Source organism: Marinobacter sp., assembly GCF_041690615.1.
Classification (GTDB): Bacteria; Pseudomonadota; Gammaproteobacteria; order Pseudomonadales; family Oleiphilaceae; genus Marinobacter.
Window position 1 is genome coordinate 36,875 of record NZ_JAWLGY010000022.1, and the last position, 19,425, is coordinate 56,299.

The window sequence follows — 19,425 nt, forward strand, 5'->3', positions numbered from 1 at the left end:
TGCCGGCCCCCTCGTAGGGGGCTGGCACTATCATGGGTGAATTACAGGATATAGCGGCTGAGATCCTCGTCTTCCGACAGGTCTCCGAGCTTCTCGTCCACGTAATCAGCGGTCACTTCAAAGCCGTCGGTCACCTTGTCGCCGGCATCGTAGGACAGACTTTCCAGCAGCCGCTCCATGACCGTGTGAAGGCGGCGGGCGCCGATATTCTCGGTGGTTTCATTTACCTTCCAGGCCACTTCCGCCAGCCGGCGGATGGCGTCATCACTGAAGGAGAGTTTGACCCCCTCAGTTCCCATTAGCGCTTCATACTGCTGGACCAGCGACGCATCCGGCTCGGTCAGTATGCGGCGGAAGTCCTCCGGTGACAGGGCCTGCAGTTCAACCCGGATAGGCAGGCGGCCCTGCAGTTCCGGAATCAGGTCCGACGGCTTGGACAGATGGAAAGCGCCCGAGGCGATAAACAGGATGTGATCGGTGCGCACCGTGCCGTACTTGGTGCTGACGGTGCTGCCTTCAATTAGTGGCAGCAGGTCTCGCTGGACGCCTTCCCGGGAGACATCGGCGGAAGCATTTTCGGAGCGCTTGGCCACCTTGTCGATCTCGTCGATAAACACGATACCGTTCTGCTCGACGGATTCGATAGCCTTCTGCTTGATCTCTTCCTCGTTGACCAGTTTGGCGGCTTCCTCATCCTTGACCTGGCGCATGGCGTCCGCCACTTTCATCTTGCGGGTTTTCTTGCGGTCCTGGGACAGGTTGGAGAACATATTCTGCAGCTGGCTGGTCATTTCCTCCATACCAGGGGGCGCCATGATTTCAACACCGGCGGCAGAGTTACGCAGGTCAATTTCGATTTCCTTGTCATCCAGTTCACCTTCCCGCAGCTTCTTGCGGAACAGCTGGCGGGTCGAGGAATCCTCCCGCGGCTGGCTGTCTTCCTGGAAGTTGCGGGGCGGTGGCAACAAGGCGTCGAGGATACGGTCTTCGGCCGCGTCCAGGGCCCGGTTCTCGTGGCGCTTCATTTCCTTTTCACGAAGCATCTTGATGGCCATATCCGCCAGGTCGCGGATAATGGATTCCACGTCACGGCCAACATAGCCTACTTCAGTGAACTTGGTGGCTTCCACCTTCAGGAAAGGGGCGTCCGCCAGTTTGGCCAAGCGGCGGGCAATCTCGGTCTTGCCCACACCGGTGGGGCCGATCATCAGGATATTCTTGGGTGTGATTTCATCCCGCAGGGTGGTGTCGAGCTGCATTCGGCGCCAGCGGTTGCGCAGGGCTATGGCGACGGCACGCTTGGCTTCGTCCTGGCCAACGATGTGTTTGTTCAGCTCGTGGACAATCTCGCGGGGAGTCATTGCAGACATGGTAGCTCCGGGTTCAGTCGTTGGCTGAAAGCACTTCAAGGGTGCGGTTATGGTTGGTGTAGATGCAGATATCGGCGGCGATATCCAGACCCTTTTCGACAACCTCGTGGGCGCTGAGTTCGGTATTTTCCAGCAACGCCCTGGCAGAAGCCTGGGCAAAGGGGCCGCCGGAGCCGATGGCAATCAGGCCCTGTTCCGGCTCGATGACGTCGCCGTTACCGGTAATGATCAGGGAGGCGGTCTTGTCTGCCACTGCCAGCAGGGCTTCCAATCGTCGCAGGGCACGATCTGTTCGCCAGTCCTTGGCCAGCTCCACGGCGGCCCGGGTCAGGTTGCCCTGGTGCTTTTCCAGCTGGGCCTCGAAGCGCTCGAACAACGTGAAGGCGTCAGCGGTACCGCCGGCAAAACCGGCCAGAACCTTGCCGTTGTAGAGTCGGCGAACCTTGCGGGCGTTGCCCTTCATGACGGTGTTGCCAAGGGACACCTGGCCATCGCCGCCCATGGCGACTTCGTCATCACGGCGAACGGAAAGTATCGTGGTCATCGGGGCTCCATTTGCTGAAATCGAAATGATTTCCGAGATATGGAGTCGTCCCCCGGGATTTCAAGGTTCCCTGGCGGGGCGCCGGTCACTCCTTCGGAATCTTCCGTACCAGCGGCTGGATATTGATGGCCACCAGTTTGTCTACTGCCGAGTTCATCTGGCTGCGACTGTCGAAGGGGCCGACGTTGACCCGGTACCAGGTTTTGCCTTCACTGGTTTCAATCTGTGACACCCGGGTCTGGAGGCCCTGGAAGGCAATCTGGGCGCGCTGGCGTTCAGCGTCCTCGGCGGTGCGGAAGGAACCGGCCTGAACCAGGTAGCGGAAATCCTGGTTTGCAGGGCTCGGGGTGTATTCCTCAACGGTGGGAGGGACGACCTCCGACTCTGGCAACATGTCGTAGAACTTGAACTTCGGTTCCTGGTCGGCTTTCGGCTCTGCCTTGCTTTTCGCGGGCTTCTCCGGCCCGGTCACCGCGGGTTGCTGTTGCTCAGGCGTAGTGCCATCCACCGGTTCCAGGGTGTTGAGGTAAACAATAAAACCGATAAAAACACCGACTGCAGCCAGTGACAGAATCCAGCGCACAGACAATCCTCCGCTTTGTTTACGGGCGGCCGCCGGGCGGCCGGGGGACTTCCGGGGCTTTGACTTTTCCGCCCGCGCAGGGGTCTTCCGCGGCGGCGGTGCACTGTTCACCGCCCCCTTTCCGGAGGACTGCTTGCGGGCGTAATCCCTGGCCAATTCCCGATCTCCAGCCGGTTACATTTCTTCCGGCGCGCTGATACCCAACAGGTCCAGGCCGTTGGCAATTACCTGTCTCACCGCCAGATACAGGGTCAGGCGGGCGTCACGAAGTTCGGCATCGTCTACCAGTGCCTTGTGGGCGTTGTAGTAGGTGTGGAACTGGCCGGCCAGCTCCCGGAGATAGTGGGTCAGGTGATGGGGCTCCCGGGCGGCTGCTGCATTGCGGATCAGTTCCGGGTATTTGGCCAGCTGGTTGGCCAGCTCCTTTTCTTCATCCAGGTTCAGCAGGGACAGGTCGCCGGCTACCTCGTTGAAGCCGCGCCTGATGCCGTGCTCTTCGGCCAGCTTGCGCAGCACGCTGCAGATGCGGGCGTGGGCATACTGAATGTAATAGACCGGATTTTCGTTGGTCTGGGAGCGGGCCAGGTCGATATCAAAGGTCAGCTGGGAATCCACCCGACGGGCCGCCAGGAAGAAGCGGGTGGCATCACGGCCTACCTCGTCGATGAGGTCCCGCACGGTAACGTAGCTGCCGGCGCGCTTGGAGATCTTCACCTCCTGACCGGATCGGGTCACCATCACCATCTGGTGCAGTACGTAATCTGGCCAGCCCGGGGGTATGCCGGCCCTGAGGGCCTGTAGCCCTGCACGCACCCGCGTCACGGTGGAGTGGTGATCGGCACCCTGTTCGTTAATGACGGTGGTAAAACCCCGCTGCCACTTGTCCAGGTGGTAGGCGACATCCGGCAGGAAGTAAGTGTAACCCCCGTCTTTCTTGCGCATCACCCGGTCCTTGTCGTCACCAAACTCGGTGGTGCGCAGCCACATGGCGCCGTCCTGCTCGTAGGTATAGCCGTTTTCCTTCAGGCGCTCGACGGTGGCCTCCACCTTGCCGTCCCGGTACAGGGAGGACTCCAGGAAGTAGACATCAAATTCCACACCGAAGGCTTTCAGGTCCAGGTCCTGCTCCCGGCGCAGGTAGGCCACGGCGAATTCGCGGATCGCGGCCATGTCGTCCGGGTCGGCCTTTCCCGTGACACCCCGGTCGTCGGCGGTAACAGTCTCACCTTTCAGGTAGGCCTCGGCTACGTCGCTGATGTAATCGCCCCGGTAGCCGTCTTCTGGCCAGGATGCGTCTTCCGGTCCCAGCCCCTTGGCCCTGGCCTGGACCGAGCGCGCCAGGTTGTCGATCTGCGCACCGGCGTCGTTATAGTAGAACTCACGGGTCACATGGTAACCGTTGGCTTCCAGCAGGCGGCACAGGCTGTCGCCGATGGCTGCTCCGCGGCCATGGCCCACATGCAGGGGGCCGGTGGGGTTGGCCGACACAAATTCCACCTGCACCTTTTCGCCCTGAGCATCGTTATTGCGGCCAAACCCGGCGCCCTGGCGCAAAACCTCACCGGCAATGCTGACGGCGCTCTCGGCGGTCATGAAAAAGTTGATAAACCCCGGTCCGGCAATTTCCACCTTCGCTACAGCCGGGCTTTCCGGCAGACGCTCTACCAGCGCCTCGGCCAGCTTTCGTGGCGGACAGCCGGCAGCCTTGGCGGCTACCAGGGCGATATTACAGGCGTAATCGCCGTGGGCCTTGTCCCTGGTGTTACCAACTTGCGGCGTAAAGGACTGGTCGGCGGGCAGGGTGCCCTCTGACTGGAGGGCGGCCAGTGCCGCGCCGAGGAGTTCGGTTACGGTGTTTTTCATGCTATCCGGTGACCCTTGGTTCGGGATGTGGTGTTGCTCTGATCAGCTGGCCTGATCAAAAGACGCACAGGGTTTGAGGGCGGGTATTATCCCGGAAAGGGCTGGCCTTGGCAAAATCACCCGGCTTCTGTCATCCGGTTTCCAGCGGATCCACATCCACCACCCAGCGCAGGTTGCCCGGCTGGCGGTATTGCTCCAGTTGCTGGCACAGGCCGGTGAGTGCACGGTTGAGATGGCTGCGACGTTCTGATTGCAGCACCAGCTGCGCCCGGTGCCGGCCGGCTTTGCGGGCAAGGGCGGCGGGCAGGGGGCCCCAGATTTCCAGGGTACGGTCTGGCAAGTGGTTGCGAACCCTTTCGAGAAATGCCAGTGCTGCCTCCATAGTGGGTGCTTCGGCCCTGACAATGGCCATGGCCCGGTAAGGGGGCAGGGCGCCCTGTTGCCTTTCCGTGAGGAGCTGTCGGGCAAGTGTCAGGTAATCGCCCTTCGCCAGGGTGATGAGCAGGGGGTGATCGCTGTGGCAGGTCTGGATCAGCACCCGCCCCGGTTTTTCACCACGGCCAGCCCGGCCGCTGACCTGAAGCAGACTCTGCACCATCTGTTCCGGCGCGCGAAAATCGACGCTGAACAGGCCGCCGTCTGCATTGACCACCACGACCAGGGTGACATTGGGAAAGTCGTGGCCCTTGGCCACCATCTGGGTGCCCACCAGAATGCAGGGTTCGCCGCTGTTAACCTGGTCCAGAATGTTCTGGATGCTGCCCTTGCGCTGGGTGCTGTCCCGGTCGATGCGTATGACCGGTACCTCCGGAAAGGTTTCCGCGAGTACCGTTTCGCTCTGTTCAGTGCCCTGGCCGACGGGTTCGCAGGCCTCGCCCTTGCATTTCGGGCACCGGTGAAAGGCCGGCTGCTGGTAGTCACAGTGGTGGCAGCGAAGGGCCCGGTCCCGGCGGTGATAGGTCAGGCGAGTGTCGCAGTTGGGACACTCGGCGATATGGCCGCAGTCGAAGCACATCAGCACCGGTGCGTAGCCACGACGATTGATGTAAATCAGCACCTGCTGGCCGGCGGAGAGTGTCTCCCGGATAGCTTCGGTGGCGGGCCGGGAGAGTCCGCCTGTGAGGGGTCGGCTGCGGATGTCGAGCAGCTGGATGGCGGGTGGGCGGGCCGGCCCGGCCCGCTCTGTAAGGTTGATCTGCCGGTACTTGCCAACAGCAGCATTATGCAGAGACTCCAGCGATGGCGTGGCCGATCCGAGAATGACCGGACACCGGTTCTGGTGCGCCCTGAATACCGCCAGGTCCCGGGCGGAATACCGGAACCCCTCGCCCTGTTTGTAGGAGCTGTCATGTTCCTCATCCACCACGATGGCCTGCAGGTTGGTGAAGGGTAGGAGAACGGCGGAGCGTGTGCCGATCAGGATGACCGGTTCGCCGTTCCTTACCCGTCGCCAGGTGTCCAGTCGCTGCCGGTCATTCAGCGAGGAGTGCCAGACCACAATGCGATCGCCGAGGTAGTTGCGGAACCGGGCCACCGTCTGGGGTGTGAGGTTGATCTCCGGCACGAGTACCAGTGCCTGCCCCTCGGTGCCCAGCTCCTGATGTAAATAGTGAAGGTAGATCTCGGTCTTGCCACTGCCGGTGATGCCATACAGCAGGGTTGCCGAGAAGCCGTGGCGCCCCGGCAGATCGCGGGCGGCTTCTTTCTGTGCCGGGGTCAGCACCGGCGTTGTGGGCGGCGTCCGGTGACCGGTTGTCATCGGGTCAGGTGTTTCGATGGTGTGGATCAGGGACCGCTGTGCCAGCGCATTCAGGTGAGACCGGCTGAACCCCCTTTCCTTCAAATGGCCCCAGGGCACGCCCTGGTCGCTCGCCTTGAGCAGCGCAAGCAGCTGCCGCTGACGGCGGGCGTTGGCGGGGAGCTGAGTGCAGTCAGCATCTGGCCTTGCTGCCCACCATTGTTCCGATGCCGGAGCCTCTGTGGTCCGGCCCTTGCGAAGGGCCGGGGGCAGCGCCATGAACAGGCATTCTCCCAGTGGATGCTGGTAGTAGCTGGCGGCCCAGCCCAGCAGGTCGAGCGTCTCAGCTGGCAGTGCCGGCCAGTTCTCAAGGGCACTGGCAACCGGTTTGAGGGCGATGCCCTCGGGAGGGGTAACCTCTGTTTCAACCACCAGGCCGGTGGCCTGGTATCGTCCGAAGGGAACTGACACGCGTTGGCCCGGCTGCAGCGGCATATTGTCAGCGGCGACATAGTCGAACAGGCGCCGGATGGGGCGGTTCAGGGCAACGCGGACGATCTGGCTCACGATGGCTCCGGGGCCGTGCTGGGCACGTGTTGCGGGCGTTGCGTATCTTGCGTCAGGAAGCGAATGCACGTAAGATGCGCGGTCTGATTCAGGCGGGGTTGATTGTGCCCTGTCTTTCCAATGGATTCAAACATGCGGTGCCCGGCGCCAAGGTATTGAAAATCGTTGCGAAACGGTCTTCCTACCGGTGACCAGGTGGCGGCATGACCGTAAGAGGTTCGCCATGAAAGAAGGTATTCATCCCAAGTATCACGACATTACCGCAACCTGCAGCTGTGGTAACTCCTTCAAGACCCGGTCCACCTACGGCCAGGATCTTCAGCTGGACGTCTGTTCCCAGTGTCACCCGTTCTACACCGGCAAGCAGAAGGTGATGGATACCGCTGGCCGCATCGACCGCTTCCAGAAGCGTTTCGGTGGCCGCATCGGTGGCAAGAAGGACTGATTTCGCGCTGCCCCTCCGGGCAGCCCCGAAGTCCGAAAAGCACCCTCCGGGGTGCTTTTTTTGTGGCCGGATCTGTGCACCGATAAGGGGTATTACGTATTCAGGCCCTTGTTTGGGGTCAGGGTTCGGTCCATAATGGCGCGCTAACATTCGCGGTGGCTCCCATGGGTGTCAATTCGCGGATGGTCGAAACGTCCTCTTTTAAACGTGACAAACGGAACAGTGGCAATGTCTCAAGATCTGAAAGAAGCAGCCCTTGAATATCACGCCCAGCCGCGGCCGGGTAAGCTGAGTGTCGAAATCACCAAGCCGACCCAGACCTCCCGCGACCTTTCGCTGGCGTACAGCCCCGGGGTTGCTGAACCGGTCCGCGAGATCGCAAAGGACCCCGAGAATGCATACAAGTACACTGCCAAGGGTAACCTGGTAGCCGTTATTTCTGATGGTACCGCTATCCTCGGCCTTGGCAATCTCGGCCCCCTGGCCAGCAAGCCGGTCATGGAAGGCAAGGGTGTTCTGTTCAAGCGCTTCGCCGGTATCGACGTGTTCGATATCGAAGTGAATTCCGAGAGCCCCCAGGCGTTCATCGAAACCGTTGAGCGTATTGCCGACACCTTCGGTGGTATCAACCTTGAAGACATCAAGGCGCCGGAATGCTTTGAGATCGAGCGTGCACTGATCGAGAAGTGTGATGTGCCGATCTTCCACGACGACCAGCACGGTACGGCCATCGTAACTGCAGCCGGCATGATCAATGCCCTCGAGCTTCAGGGCAAGAAGATCGAAGAGGCCAAGGTGGTTTGCCTGGGCGCCGGCGCTGCCGCCATCGCCTGCATGAAGCTGCTGGTAAGCTGTGGAGTCCGCTCCGAGAACATCTACATGCTGGATCGCAAGGGTGTTATCCATTCAGGTCGTGACGACCTGAACCAGTACAAGGCCATGTTCGCCAACGATACCGACAAGCGTACCCTGGATGACGCCATTGACGGTGCGGATGTGTTCCTGGGTCTCTCCGGCCCCGATCTGTTCACTGTTGAGCAGCTGAACAAGATGGCGCCGAACCCGATTGTGTTTGCCTGCTCCAACCCGGATCCGGAAATCAAGCCGGAACTGGCCATGGCGGCTCGCAGCGACCTGATCATGGCCACTGGCCGCTCTGACTATCCGAACCAGGTCAATAACGTACTGGGCTTCCCGTTCATCTTCCGTGGTGCACTGGACGTGCGTGCGACCGCTATCAACGAAGAGATGAAAGTGGCCGCCGTTCACGCCATCCGTGAACTGGCCAAGGAGCCGGTTCCCAAGGAAATCTGTGAAGCCTATGACGTAGACAGCCTCGAGTTTGGCAAGGACTACATCATTCCCAAGCCGATGGACGTTCGTCTGCTGGAAGTGGTGCCGGCTGCTGTGGCCCGCGCTGCGGTGGACTCCGGTGTGGCTCGCAAGGGTTATCCCGAGCATTACCCGCTCAAGTCCATGGACGACATTCGCTGAGTTTCAGCGACCTGGCGTCACAAAAAAACCGACGGTGAGAGCCGTCGGTTTTTTTGTGGGTGAAGCCCGGAATTGGCGCCCCTGATGTCCTACTGGGCCAGCCGGCCGGACATAAGGCAGGCCGGTTGAAGCAGGAGGGGCTGTCCTCAGAACAAGTTGCGAGGCAGGTTTGCATCGTCTTCGCCACCACTGAGACCGTTGCCCGCCCGTTCTTCCGGGGCGTTGTCAGAGCGGAAGATCTCTTCAATGGCGTTGTCCTGCTCTGGCGCAGCTCGCTCGCCGGTCCTGGGGTCGATCCGGACCTGCACGATATCGTCGGGTCTGGGCATTTCTGACTCCGGAGCGCCGGCAAGTGCCTCGCGCATATAGTCTGTCCAGATAGGCAGGGCTGCCGTGCTGCCGAATTCCCGGAACCCCAGGGTTTCCGGCTGGTCGAAGCCTACCCAGGTAGTGGTTGCGATGTCGTGATTGAAGCCGGAGAACCAGGCATCTTTCTGGTCGTTGGTGGTGCCCGTCTTGCCGGCGAGATCGTTTCGCTCCAGGGCGCGGGCGCCAGTACCTGTTCCCCGTTTGATGACGTCCTTCAGCATGGAGTGAAGCAGGTAGACCGACTGCTCATCCACGAGGCGCTCCGCGACCCGGACGGCGGGGAAGCCAACCATCGGGTCAGGGCGGTTTTCCCGCAGGCGGTCGCAATCGCTGTCACAAAGGATGGCGGGAGCAGCCTCATAAAGCACCTCGCCTTTGCTGTTCTCGATGGTCTGGATCAGGTAGGGCTCAATGTCGTAGCCGCCGTTGGCGATGACAGCAAAGCCCCTCGCCATATCCATGGGAGTGAGGGACCCACTGCCCAGTGCCAGTGACAGCTCCCGGGGGAGGTCGCCGGTCGGCACCTTCAGTCGGTCCAGAAACGCCATGGTTTCATCCACGCCCAGGTCCTGCAGCAGCCGGATCGAGACCATGTTCCTGGAGCGGTAAAGGGCTTCCCGTAGCCGGGTGGGGCCATTGAATTCGCCACCGGAGTTCTTGGGGCGCCAGCCGGGCTCTGTTTCGCTGCCTTCCTGCACGATGGGGGCGTCGTTGTAGATGGTTGCCGGCGTCATGCCCTCATCCAGGGCCTTCAGATAGATGAAGGGCTTGAATGTGGAGCCGGGCTGGCGGCGCGCCTGGATGGCCCGGTTGTACTTGGTCTGACTGAAGCTGTAACCGCCGGAGAGTGCGCGGATGGCGCCGCTCTTGGCTTCAAGCGAGATAAGGGCGCCTTCAACGTCGGGAATCTGGGAAAGTGCCATGGAGACAGGGGCGACCACCGGTGTTTCGCTGTCGGCCAGCGTTGGCCCCTGGTCGTTGGCCTCGTTGTTGGTGGCTGTTTCCGCCGCTGCGCCGGGTGTCTGCCGTCGCACGTAGACGACATCGCCCACCGACAGCACATCGGATACCCGGCCGGGTTCGGGGCCGACCGCATTGGCGGAGCGGTAGGCTCGCGCCCAGGTCATGGTCTCGAACGGTATAAAACCTTCGCCCAGGTGGCGGGACCAGGCCGTTGCCTGCTTCTGCTCGTCGCTTACTCCGGTAATGATCACCGGGTACAGCTCCTCGACTTTCGGGTAGGAGTCCAGGATTTCCCGGTAGGTGGCCTCGTCGGCAGGCACTTCATTGGTGGTGCCCACAGGGCCGCGATAGCCGTGGCGGCGGTCATAGGCTTCCAGGCCCTGCTGCAGGGCCCGGGTAGCGGCTTCCTGGTCCGCGCTGTTGGCGGTCAGGGTAACCCGGAAACCGTCGTTGTAGGCCGAGTCCCCATAGCGTGCAACCAGTTCGGCCCGCGCCATCTCCGCAATGTAGTCCGCGTTCACTTCGGTGGGGGTCGAGTTGTAGCGCGCTGTCAGCGGGCGGGCCAGTGCTTCGTCCCGCTCTTCTCCGGAAATGTAACCCAGCTCTTCCATGCGGCCTATGATCCAGTCGCGGCGCACCTTTGCCCGCTCCGGGTTTGCCAGCGGGTTGTAGGCGGATGGCGCCTTGGGCAGGCCGGCAAGCATGGCCATCTGTGCCAGGTCCAGCTCGCTGACCGGTTTGCCATAATACACTTGGGATGCTGCCGCAAGGCCGTAGGCCCGGTTGCCCAGGTAGATCTTGTTCAGGTACAGCTCGAGTATGGTTCGTTTGTCCAGCTCCTTCTCGATCTGGAAGGACAGCAGAATCTCATTGAATTTCCGCGCGAAGGTGCGATCGCGGGTGAGGAAATAGTTGCGGGCGACCTGCATGGTGATGGTGCTGCCGCCGGACTGGATTTCGCCGGTTGAGGCCAGTTCTACCACTGCCCGGGCCAGCCCGATAAAGTCAACACCGAAGTGTTCGTGGAACCGGGAATCCTCCGCCGCCAGGAAGGCCTGGAGCTGTTTTTCGGGGATTTGATCGATTGTGACAGGCGTCCTTCTCTTTTCACCGAATTCTGCTATTAATTTGTCGTCCGATGAGTAGATCCTCAGTGGCGTCTGCAACCGGGTATCGAGTAACTGGTGTACTGCCGGAAGCTCAGGGCGCAGGTGCAGATAGAAGCCGGCGGCGACAAGCATGGCGGAGCTGACCCCGAGAATGGCCAGCCAGAGAAAGAAGCGTGATGCTGTAATCAGTCGGGACATTTTTTTCTGACAACTGTTGGCTATAAGTCTATCATTTGAGAAATTGCTTTAGGTGTTAAATGGAGTCAATACTCCTGCAACCTATCAAAACAACGAGGGGGCATTGTAGACCTAAAAGCCCGGAAATTCTCTTACATAAAAAACATATAAATGGAACTGCTGCGCAGTATTACAAGAACCATAGCGTAAAAGGCAGTCAGGCCAGGGTTTTACGGCCGGAGCCCGGCGTTACGCCCGGCATAAGGTTGTCCAGGTATAAGGTGAGCGCGTGTTCGGATTATCAGGAAAAAAGTCCAGTACCGTGCTGGGGGTGGATATCAGTTCCAGTTCGGTGAAGCTGCTGGAGCTCTCGAAGCAGGGCAGCCGCTACAAGGTGGAAAGCCACGCTGTCGAGCCGCTTCCGGCCAATGCAGTTGTAGAGAAGAACATTACCGACGTGGAAGCCGTTGGTGACGCCATCAAGCGGGTTGTCAGCAAGGCCCGGACCGGCGTCAAGCAGGCGGCTGTGGCGGTTTCCGGGTCGGCGGTGATCACCAAGGTCATCCAGATGAACGCCGGGCTCAACGAGTTCGAGCTGGAAGACCAGATCGCCCTCGAGGCAGACCAGTACATTCCCTACCCCCTGGATGAAGTGGCTATCGATTTCGAGGTCCAGGGCCCTTCGGAAAACAATCCTGACCAGGTCGACGTGCTGCTGGCGGCGTGCCGCAAGGAGAACGTGGATATTCGTGAGGATGCCCTGGATATTGCGGGGCTCAGCGCGAAGATCGTCGATGTGGAAGCCTACGCCCTGGAACGGGCCTATTCGCTGATAGAGCCCCAGCTGGAGTCCCATGGTGAGGAGCTGGTGGTGGCCATTGTTGATGTAGGCGCGACCATGACCACACTCAGCGTGCTGGCCGGCGGCCAGACGGTCTACACCCGGGAGCAGATCTTCGGAGGCAAGCAGCTCACCGAGGAGATCCAGCGCCGCTATGGTCTGTCTGTGGAAGAAGCTGGCCTTGCCAAGAAGCAGGGCGGTCTGCCGGACGACTACGAGAGCGAGGTGCTGGAGCCGTTCCGCGAAGCGGTGGTACAGCAGGTGGCCCGGGCGCTCCAGTTCTTCTTCGGTGCCAGCCAGTACAACGCCGTGGACTATGTCCTTCTGGCTGGTGGTACTGCCTCCATTGCCGGCCTTGCTGCGATGGTGGAGGAAAAGACAGCCACCACCACGATTGTCGCCAATCCGTTCTCCGACATGGCGGTTGGTTCGCGGGTGAATGCATCCGCTCTCACCAATGATGCCCCCTCGCTGATGATTGCCTGCGGACTGGCGATGAGGAGCTTTGACTGATGGCCAAGATCAACCTCCGCCCCTGGCGTGAAGAGCTCAGGGCAGAAAAACAGAAAAGGTTTGTTGCGACGCTGCTGGGTGCAGCGATCGTTGCCGCAGGCCTGGTGTTCCTGTGGAAGACCGATATGGATAACCGCATCGCCTACCAGGAATCCCGCAACGACTATATTGAGGCGGCTTCCCGGCAACTGGACAGTCAGATCAGGGAAATCGAGGAACTGCGCAAGAAGCGGGAGGAGCTGCTGGCCCGGATGGAGGTTATCCAGGATCTCCAGGGCAAGCGGCCGGTTATTGTGCGGGTATTTGATGAGCTTGTCAGAACTCTGCCCGAAGGTCTCTTTTACACAGAGCTGAGCAAGCAGGGTGACCGGCTTGCCATTGACGGGATGGCGGAATCCAACAGCCGTATATCCAGCCTGATGCGTAACTTTGAGCGCTCCGACTGGTTTACCAGGCCTGACCTGACCAACGTGGCCGCCGCGGATAACCAGCGTGCCGGCTACAGCGCATTCGACCTGTCGGTCAGCCAGACCACCCCAGAGCCGGAAGAGGAGAGCAACCAGTGAGCCTGTCGGACTCTCTCAAAAGCCTGAATGAATTTGACATCAACGACCTGGACGTCAATAACGCCGGTATCTGGCCGGCCCCGGTCAAGTTTATCGTTATTCTCATCCTTGTCGGCCTGATCGTCGGTGGTGGTTACTGGTTCTTCGTCAAGGATCAGTATGCCCAGCTCGAGCGGGTAGAGCGCCAGGAGGCGGAATTGCGCCAGGAGTACGAGCGCAAGGCCTACCAGGTAGCCAACCTGGAAGTGTTCAAGCAACAGATGGTCGAGATGGAAGAAACCTTTGGTGCCCTGGTGCGACAGCTACCCAGTGACACCGAGGTACCTGGCCTGCTGGAGGACATCACCAACACGGCGCTGGGTAGCGGACTGTCCCTGAGGGAAATCCAGTTGCAGGCAGAACAGAAGCGTGACTTCTACATCGAGCTGCCGATCAACATCCAGGTGAGCGGCTCTTACCATGAGCTGGCCTCTTTCGTCAGCAGCGTTGCGGGCCTGCCCCGGATTGTCACACTGCACGATTTCACCATTACACCAAGAAGCGGTAATGCGGATCAGCTTGATATGCAGGTTGTCGCCAGAACCTACCGCTACCGGGCTGGAGAATGAGCATGGCAAGACAGCATGCAATGAAAGCCTGGCTGGGTGTCTGTCTGGCGGCTGCGCTCGTCGGATGCACCCAGGGAGGCGACTTTTCGGATCTTGATCGCTTCATGGAAGAGACCCGCGCCAAGCCGCGTGGTCATGTGGAGCCCCTGCCGGAGTTCCAGGCCTACGAGGCATTTACCTATTCTGCGGCTGATCGCCGGGCGCCCTTTGAGCCGCCTATCGATGTCCAGCTGACCATGCTCGATGAGGAGCCGGACAGCTCGGTGGAGCCGGATCTCGACCGGCCGAAAGAGGTCCTCGAGAACTATGGCCTGACCGAGCTGGAAATGGTGGGCACGCTCACCAGCGCAAACGGCAACCTGTTCGCGCTCATTGAGGACGCCGATGGCGGTATTCACCGGGTGCGTAACGGTAATTACATGGGTACCAACTATGGCCGCATCATCGGAATCAGTGAAACCCGGGTTGAGCTGCTGGAAATAGTGCCCAACGGTTCGGGGGGATGGGTTGAAAGGCCCCGATCCCTGTCCCTGGAAGAAGAAGGCTAAGGAGCGGCGCGCGCATGAATACACACAGAAACAGGCAAGAAACACAAGTTTTGGGGTCGAGGCTAGCGATGTTCAGAAAATTCACGGTATGGATGAGCGCGGCGACACTGGCAATGGCAGCCGGTATCGCCAACGCGGCAACGCTTCAGGACGTGGAGTTTTCCTCGCTCTCTGGCGACCGCACCGAAGTAGTCCTGAGTTTTGATGACACACCACCGGAACCTTCCGGTTACACCATCGAGCGCCCGGCACGGATCGCCATCGATCTCAAGGATACGGTCAGCGGGCTCGACAGTCGCAACATGCCCCTGGGAGATGGTAATACCCAGAGCATGACGGTGGTGGAAACCAACGACCGCACCCGGCTGATCTTCAACCTGGTGCAGCTGGCATCCTACGAGACGGAAGTGACCGGGAATCAGCTGATCATCACCATCGGAGATGGTGATGCCGGCGAAGCCACTGCCGGTTCTAGTGATACCGAGGCACTGGAAACGGCCGCTGAGGGTACCCGTGTTTCGACCTCGTCCCGGGTTTCCGGTGATGCCATTACCGGTGTTGATTTCCGCCGCGGTACCGACGGCGAGGGCCGGGTGATCATCGACCTGTCCAACAGTCGCGTGCCGGTGGCACTGGACGAGCAGGGCGGTCGAATCCGACTGGTAATGGACGCCACCGAGGTGCCCAATGACCTTCGCCGTCGCCTGGACGTGACAGATTTTGCCACGCCGGTTACCCGCGTTGACACCTTCACGGAAGGTGACGATGCCATTGTCGAGATTCGTCCGGAAGGCGCCTACGACTACCTGGCCTACCAGTCCGGCAACCGTTTTACCGTCAGTGTCGAGAAGCTGACGGAAGAAGAGGCCGAGCGCCGTCGTGAAGAGAAGTTCCCCTATACCGGCGACAAGCTATCCCTGAACTTCCAGGATATCGAGGTACGCTCGGTACTGCAGTTGATCGCCGACTTTACCGGCCTGAACCTGGTTGCCAGTGATACGGTATCCGGCAGTATTACCCTGCGTCTGCAGAACGTCCCCTGGGACCAGGCACTGGACCTGATCCTCAAGACCAAGGGCCTGGACAAGCGTCAGATCGGCAACGTGTTGCTGGTTGCCCCGGCGGAGGAGATTGCTGCCCGGGAACGCCTGGAACTGGAAACCAACAAGCAGATTGCGGAGCTGGCGCCGGTCCGGCTGGAAATTATCCAGGTCAACTATGCCAAGGCCGGAGACATCGTAGGTCTGATCGAGCAGGATGAGGAGCTGATTTCTGATCGCGGCTTTATCTCCTCCGATGTGCGCACCAATACCATCAGTGTGCGTGAGACTGCGGAGAAACTGGAAGAAATCCGGCGGCTGGTGAACACCTGGGATATCCCGGTACGCCAGGTTTCCATCGAGGCCCGCATTGTCCGTGCCCAGACAAACGTAGCCGAGAGTCTGGGGGTTCGTTGGGGTGGTGGTTACCTTGACCCGGATGGCAGTAACACACGTTTCGGCAGTGGATCCCTCGAAGGCAACGAATCACTCTGGAACGATAACGAGATTGTTTTCCCTGACGCTCTTGCGGTAGATCTCGGTGTTTCCGACGCCGGTGCCTCATCCTTCGCCATTGGTCTGGGTGGTGCTGACTTCCTGGTCGAACTTGAACTGTCTGCGCTCGAAAGCGACGGCAAGGCCGAGTTAGTTTCCCAGCCGAAGGTTGTTACCGCTGATCGTCAGACAGCGACGATCAAGTCTGGTGAAGAGATTCCATACCAGGAAGCGTCCTCCAGCGGTGCCACTTCAGTATCTTTCAAGGAAGCAGCACTTTCACTGGAAGTGACTCCACAGATCACCCCGGACAACAAGATCATCATGGATCTTCGGGTAAACCAGGACTCCCGTGGCCAGGAGACGGCCGGTATCCCCAGTATCAATACCAACGAAGTCACCACCCAGGTGCTCGTGGGTAACGGCGAAACCGTCGTGCTGGGCGGCATCTTCCAGTCGGAAATGGCGACAACGGTCACCAAGACCCCGTTCCTGGGGGACATCCCCTACGTGGGCGCACTGTTCCGTCGCACTGAAAACATCGACGAGCGCAGCGAACTGCTGATCTTTATCACGCCGAAGATCATGAGGGGCAACCTGATCGACTAATCCCTGCCTCCAGCGAAAAGCCGCCGCGTAACACCGGCGGCTTTTTTGTGTTTTATGCTATTCTCACCCGCCTGTTCAATGGGGAGTCGAAGCAACATGCCGTTACCAAGACGAATCGTGCTGGTAGGGCCCATGGGGGCGGGTAAGAGCACGATCGGTCGCCAGCTGGCCCGGGAGCTGGGTTATCATTTCCTGGATTCTGATCGCATGATCGAGGAACGCTGCGGTGCTGATATACCCTGGATCTTTGATGTGGAAGGTGAAGAGGGTTTTCGGCAACGGGAGTCCGCCATGCTGAAGGAGCTGGCCGAGGTGGGTGCGTCCGTGCTCGCCACCGGTGGCGGCGCCGTGATGAAAGCGGAGAACCATCCGTTCCTGAAACAGGACGCGGTGGTGGTGTATCTCAAGGCTTCCCTGGATCAGCAGATCGAACGTACCCGCAAGGACCGCAACCGGCCACTGTTACAGAACGATGACCCGGAAGGTGTCCTGCGCCGGCTGTTCGAACTTCGGGACCCAATCTATACAAGTCTGGCGGATGTGGTGATGCTGACGGATCGTAAAAGCCCGCGCCTGGTGGTGCGCCAGATCCTCAACCGGCTCAACCCCCGTACGCCAAGGCAACGTCGCAAGGTCAGGAAAGAAGGCAGACACCATGACTGATACCGTCCAGGAGCTGAAAGTTGAACTGGGTGACCGCAGTTATCCGATACTGGTAGGCGCCGGCTTGCTGGGAACCCGGGACCTCACGCCCTGGACCCCGGGCAGCCGGGTCATGATCGTGACCAACGACACGGTCGCCCCCCTGTATCTGGAGGCCGCCCGCAGGAACTTCCCCGGGTGCCAGGTGGATGATGTGGTGCTTCCGGACGGTGAGGCTCACAAGAACTGGGAAGTACTTAACCGTATCTTTGATGCACTGCTGGAAAAGACCCACTCCCGCAAAACGACCCTGGTGGCGCTTGGTGGTGGTGTCGTTGGCGATATGACCGGCTTTGCTGCCGCCTGCTATCAGCGGGGTGTGGACTTCATCCAGATGCCTACCACGCTGCTGTCCCAGGTGGACTCTTCTGTTGGCGGCAAGACCGGTATCAACCATCCGCTGGGCAAGAACATGATCGGGGCCTTCCATCAGCCCCGGTGTGTGCTGATCGATACGGATACCCTGCAAAGCCTGCCGCCGAGGGAGGTTTCAGCGGGGCTTGCCGAAGTGATCAAGTACGGGCTGATCCGGGATGCGCAGTTCCTTGCCTGGCTGGAAGAGGCAATGCCACGCCTGGTGGCGCTGGATGCCGGTGCTTTGACCGAGGCCATTTGCCGGTCCTGTGCCTGCAAGGCCGAAGTGGTCGCACAGGACGAGCGGGAAGGCGGACTCCGTGCCATTCTCAACCTCGGGCACACCTTCGGACACGCCATCGAAACCTGGGCGGGTTATGGTAGCTGGCTGCATGGTGAAGCCGTGGGAGCCGGCATGGTGATGGCGGCGGAGCTCTCCCGTCGGGGTGGGATGTTGACCAGTGCTGACCTGGATCGGGTAGAGCGGTTGGTGAAAGCAGCAGGCTTGCCCATACTGCCTCCGTCGGGCATGAAACCGGATGATTTCATGCGCCTGATGGCGGTGGACAAGAAAAACGTTGAGGGTCAGCTGAGGCTGATCCTCCTGCGCAGCCTTGGGGAGGCGGAAGTCACCGAAGCGTTTTCCCCGACGGACCTGGCCGATACCCTGGCGGCTTTCTGCCACTGAAGGGTTGCTGACTTTGGGAGTGTGGTACCGGACATGAGCGAGAGCATTACCGGCCTTGAGGGGGGAGGGCTGTTCCCCCGGTTGCAGGAGCGCTACGGTTTCAACAGTGACCCCCTCGCCATGGAGGTGCCGTTCTATTCCGGGGCCCAGCGCCAGCACGCGCTGGAGACCCTGCGCCACCTCTGTGGGTTTGGTGATATGGCGCTGGTGCTTACGGGCGCCCGGGGGGCTGGTAAGACCCGGTTGCTGGGTGAGTTGGTGCGCAGTGAGGGCGCCCGGCTGGCGTTTCTGCGGTTGCAGTCGGGGCGACTTGATTCCCCGGAAACCCTGGTGCGGGCATTGTACCAGGGCATCGGGCGGGATCGACCGGCAGAGCTGTCAGAGCGTGAGGCGTTGCGGGCCTTTATGGCCGTGTCAGAGGAAGCCACCCGCAAGGGGCGCCGGCAGGTTGTGTTGCTGGATGATGCGGACCAGGCATCGGCCGATGCACTAACGCTTCTGCTGGATGCGTTTCTTGACAGTAACCGCGCAACGTCCGCGGTGCCTGTGTTTGTGGGCAGCGAGGAGCTGGAGCAGAAGCTGCAGCTGAGCCAGGATCATCGTGGCGCGGGCGCCCACCTTGTCCAGTTGCCGGACTTTGATCGTGATGATATCCGGCAATACCTCGAGCCAAGAATCGTCCGTGCCGGTGGCAAGCCAGAAGAGTTGCTGTCGGGCCGGCGTCTCAACCAGTTACTGGTTCTCAGTCAGGGCAGTCCGGGGCGGTTGCAGCGTATCGCGCCTGCGGTCTGGATGGATATGGCATCGGTCAGTGGCCGCGCATCTGCATCCGGCAAGGGAGGATTGTCGTCTCTTCGCTGGGTCGCACTTGCAGCCATCCTGCTGGGAGCATCCTGGTGGTTTGTCTCTACCCGCTATGACAATACCAGCGTCCGACAGGCTGACGATCTGTCCGCCAGTGAGCCGGCCCCGGCCCGGGCTATCGTCACGGTTGGCCCGGATAACCCGGAAAGGGAGCCTGACCCGGAACCCCGTGCGCAAGACCCTGTAAGCTCGGATGCTCCACTGGTGGCCCTGCCTGTTGATGCCCCGTCTGATACTGGTCCGGTTGATATGTCTGACGCGGATCCGTTGACTGTTCCAGAGCCAGAGCCAGAGCCAGAGCCAGAGCCAGAGCCAGAGCCAGAGCCAGAGCCAGAGCCAGAGCCAGAGCCAGAGCCAGAGCCAGAGCCAGAGCCA

At 60.5% G+C, this 19,425-nt stretch carries 16 protein-coding genes; 10 read left to right on the plus strand and 6 right to left on the minus strand.

The annotated features are described in order from the left end of the window. Positions 1–41: 41 nt before the first annotated feature. The 5 genes from hslU to ACESMZ_RS14470 form a co-directional block, all read right to left on the minus strand. Positions 42–1,370, minus strand: coding sequence for an ATP-dependent protease ATPase subunit HslU (gene hslU / locus ACESMZ_RS14450; RefSeq protein WP_372972837.1), 1,329 nt, complete (start codon positions 1,368–1,370; stop codon positions 42–44). Positions 1,371–1,383: 13 nt separating this feature from the next. Then, positions 1,384–1,914, minus strand: a complete 531-nt coding sequence (gene hslV, locus ACESMZ_RS14455) for an ATP-dependent protease subunit HslV (protein WP_372972838.1) — start codon at positions 1,912–1,914, stop codon at positions 1,384–1,386. An 85-nt stretch (positions 1,915–1,999) separates the two neighbouring features. Continuing rightward, positions 2,000–2,497, minus strand: coding sequence for an SPOR domain-containing protein (locus ACESMZ_RS14460; RefSeq protein ID WP_372972839.1), 498 nt, complete (start codon positions 2,495–2,497; stop codon positions 2,000–2,002). A 174-nt stretch (positions 2,498–2,671) separates the two neighbouring features. Further along, positions 2,672–4,360 carry an arginine--tRNA ligase gene (gene argS / locus ACESMZ_RS14465; protein WP_372972840.1) on the minus strand — a complete coding sequence of 563 codons (1,689 nt, stop codon included), beginning with the start codon at positions 4,358–4,360 and terminating at the stop codon, positions 2,672–2,674. Between the two features lie 130 nt (positions 4,361–4,490). Beyond that, positions 4,491–6,665, minus strand: coding sequence for a primosomal protein N' (locus ACESMZ_RS14470; protein WP_372972841.1), 2,175 nt, complete (start codon positions 6,663–6,665; stop codon positions 4,491–4,493). A 223-nt stretch (positions 6,666–6,888) separates the two neighbouring features. Between ACESMZ_RS14470 and rpmE the strand changes: the two genes are divergently transcribed. Next, a complete protein-coding gene (gene rpmE / locus ACESMZ_RS14475; RefSeq protein ID WP_372972842.1) occupies positions 6,889–7,110 on the plus strand; it encodes a 50S ribosomal protein L31 in 222 nt (73 codons plus the stop codon). 228 nt (positions 7,111–7,338) lie between these two features. Continuing rightward, positions 7,339–8,604: a malic enzyme-like NAD(P)-binding protein gene (locus ACESMZ_RS14480; protein WP_372958722.1), complete on the plus strand. Its 1,266-nt coding sequence runs from the start codon at positions 7,339–7,341 to the stop codon at positions 8,602–8,604. 146 nt (positions 8,605–8,750) lie between these two features. Here the strand turns inward: ACESMZ_RS14480 and ACESMZ_RS14485 are convergent, their stop codons facing one another. Continuing rightward, positions 8,751–11,234, minus strand: a complete 2,484-nt coding sequence (locus tag ACESMZ_RS14485; RefSeq protein ID WP_372972844.1) for a penicillin-binding protein 1A — start codon at positions 11,232–11,234, stop codon at positions 8,751–8,753. A gap of 277 nt (positions 11,235–11,511) precedes the next feature. Between ACESMZ_RS14485 and ACESMZ_RS14490 the strand changes: the two genes are divergently transcribed. The 8 genes from ACESMZ_RS14490 to ACESMZ_RS14525 all read left to right on the plus strand — a co-directional run. Beyond that, the gene (locus ACESMZ_RS14490; protein ID WP_372958721.1) at positions 11,512–12,576 is read left to right on the plus strand and encodes a pilus assembly protein PilM; all 1,065 of its coding nucleotides are present in this window, start codon (positions 11,512–11,514) and stop codon (positions 12,574–12,576) included. Continuing rightward, positions 12,576–13,142: a PilN domain-containing protein gene (locus ACESMZ_RS14495; protein ID WP_372958720.1), complete on the plus strand. Its 567-nt coding sequence runs from the start codon at positions 12,576–12,578 to the stop codon at positions 13,140–13,142. Before ACESMZ_RS14490 ends, ACESMZ_RS14495 begins: the two co-directional genes overlap by 1 nt. Beyond that, positions 13,139–13,750, plus strand: coding sequence for a type 4a pilus biogenesis protein PilO (locus ACESMZ_RS14500; RefSeq protein ID WP_372958719.1), 612 nt, complete (start codon positions 13,139–13,141; stop codon positions 13,748–13,750). The genes ACESMZ_RS14495 and ACESMZ_RS14500 overlap by 4 nt, the downstream gene beginning before the upstream one ends. Before the next feature lie 2 nt (positions 13,751–13,752). Continuing rightward, the gene (locus ACESMZ_RS14505; RefSeq protein ID WP_372958718.1) at positions 13,753–14,298 is read left to right on the plus strand and encodes a pilus assembly protein PilP; all 546 of its coding nucleotides are present in this window, start codon (positions 13,753–13,755) and stop codon (positions 14,296–14,298) included. Positions 14,299–14,366: 68 nt separating this feature from the next. Beyond that, the gene (gene pilQ, locus ACESMZ_RS14510) at positions 14,367–16,442 is read left to right on the plus strand and encodes a type IV pilus secretin PilQ (RefSeq protein ID WP_372958717.1); all 2,076 of its coding nucleotides are present in this window, start codon (positions 14,367–14,369) and stop codon (positions 16,440–16,442) included. A gap of 96 nt (positions 16,443–16,538) precedes the next feature. Continuing rightward, positions 16,539–17,105, plus strand: coding sequence for a shikimate kinase AroK (gene aroK, locus ACESMZ_RS14515; protein WP_372958716.1), 567 nt, complete (start codon positions 16,539–16,541; stop codon positions 17,103–17,105). Next, the gene (aroB, locus tag ACESMZ_RS14520; protein WP_372958715.1) at positions 17,098–18,186 is read left to right on the plus strand and encodes a 3-dehydroquinate synthase; all 1,089 of its coding nucleotides are present in this window, start codon (positions 17,098–17,100) and stop codon (positions 18,184–18,186) included. Before aroK ends, aroB begins: the two co-directional genes overlap by 8 nt. A 33-nt stretch (positions 18,187–18,219) precedes the next feature. Then, the coding region (locus ACESMZ_RS14525) for an AAA family ATPase (RefSeq protein ID WP_372958714.1) at positions 18,220–19,425 on the plus strand (1,206 nt) is incomplete at its 3' end.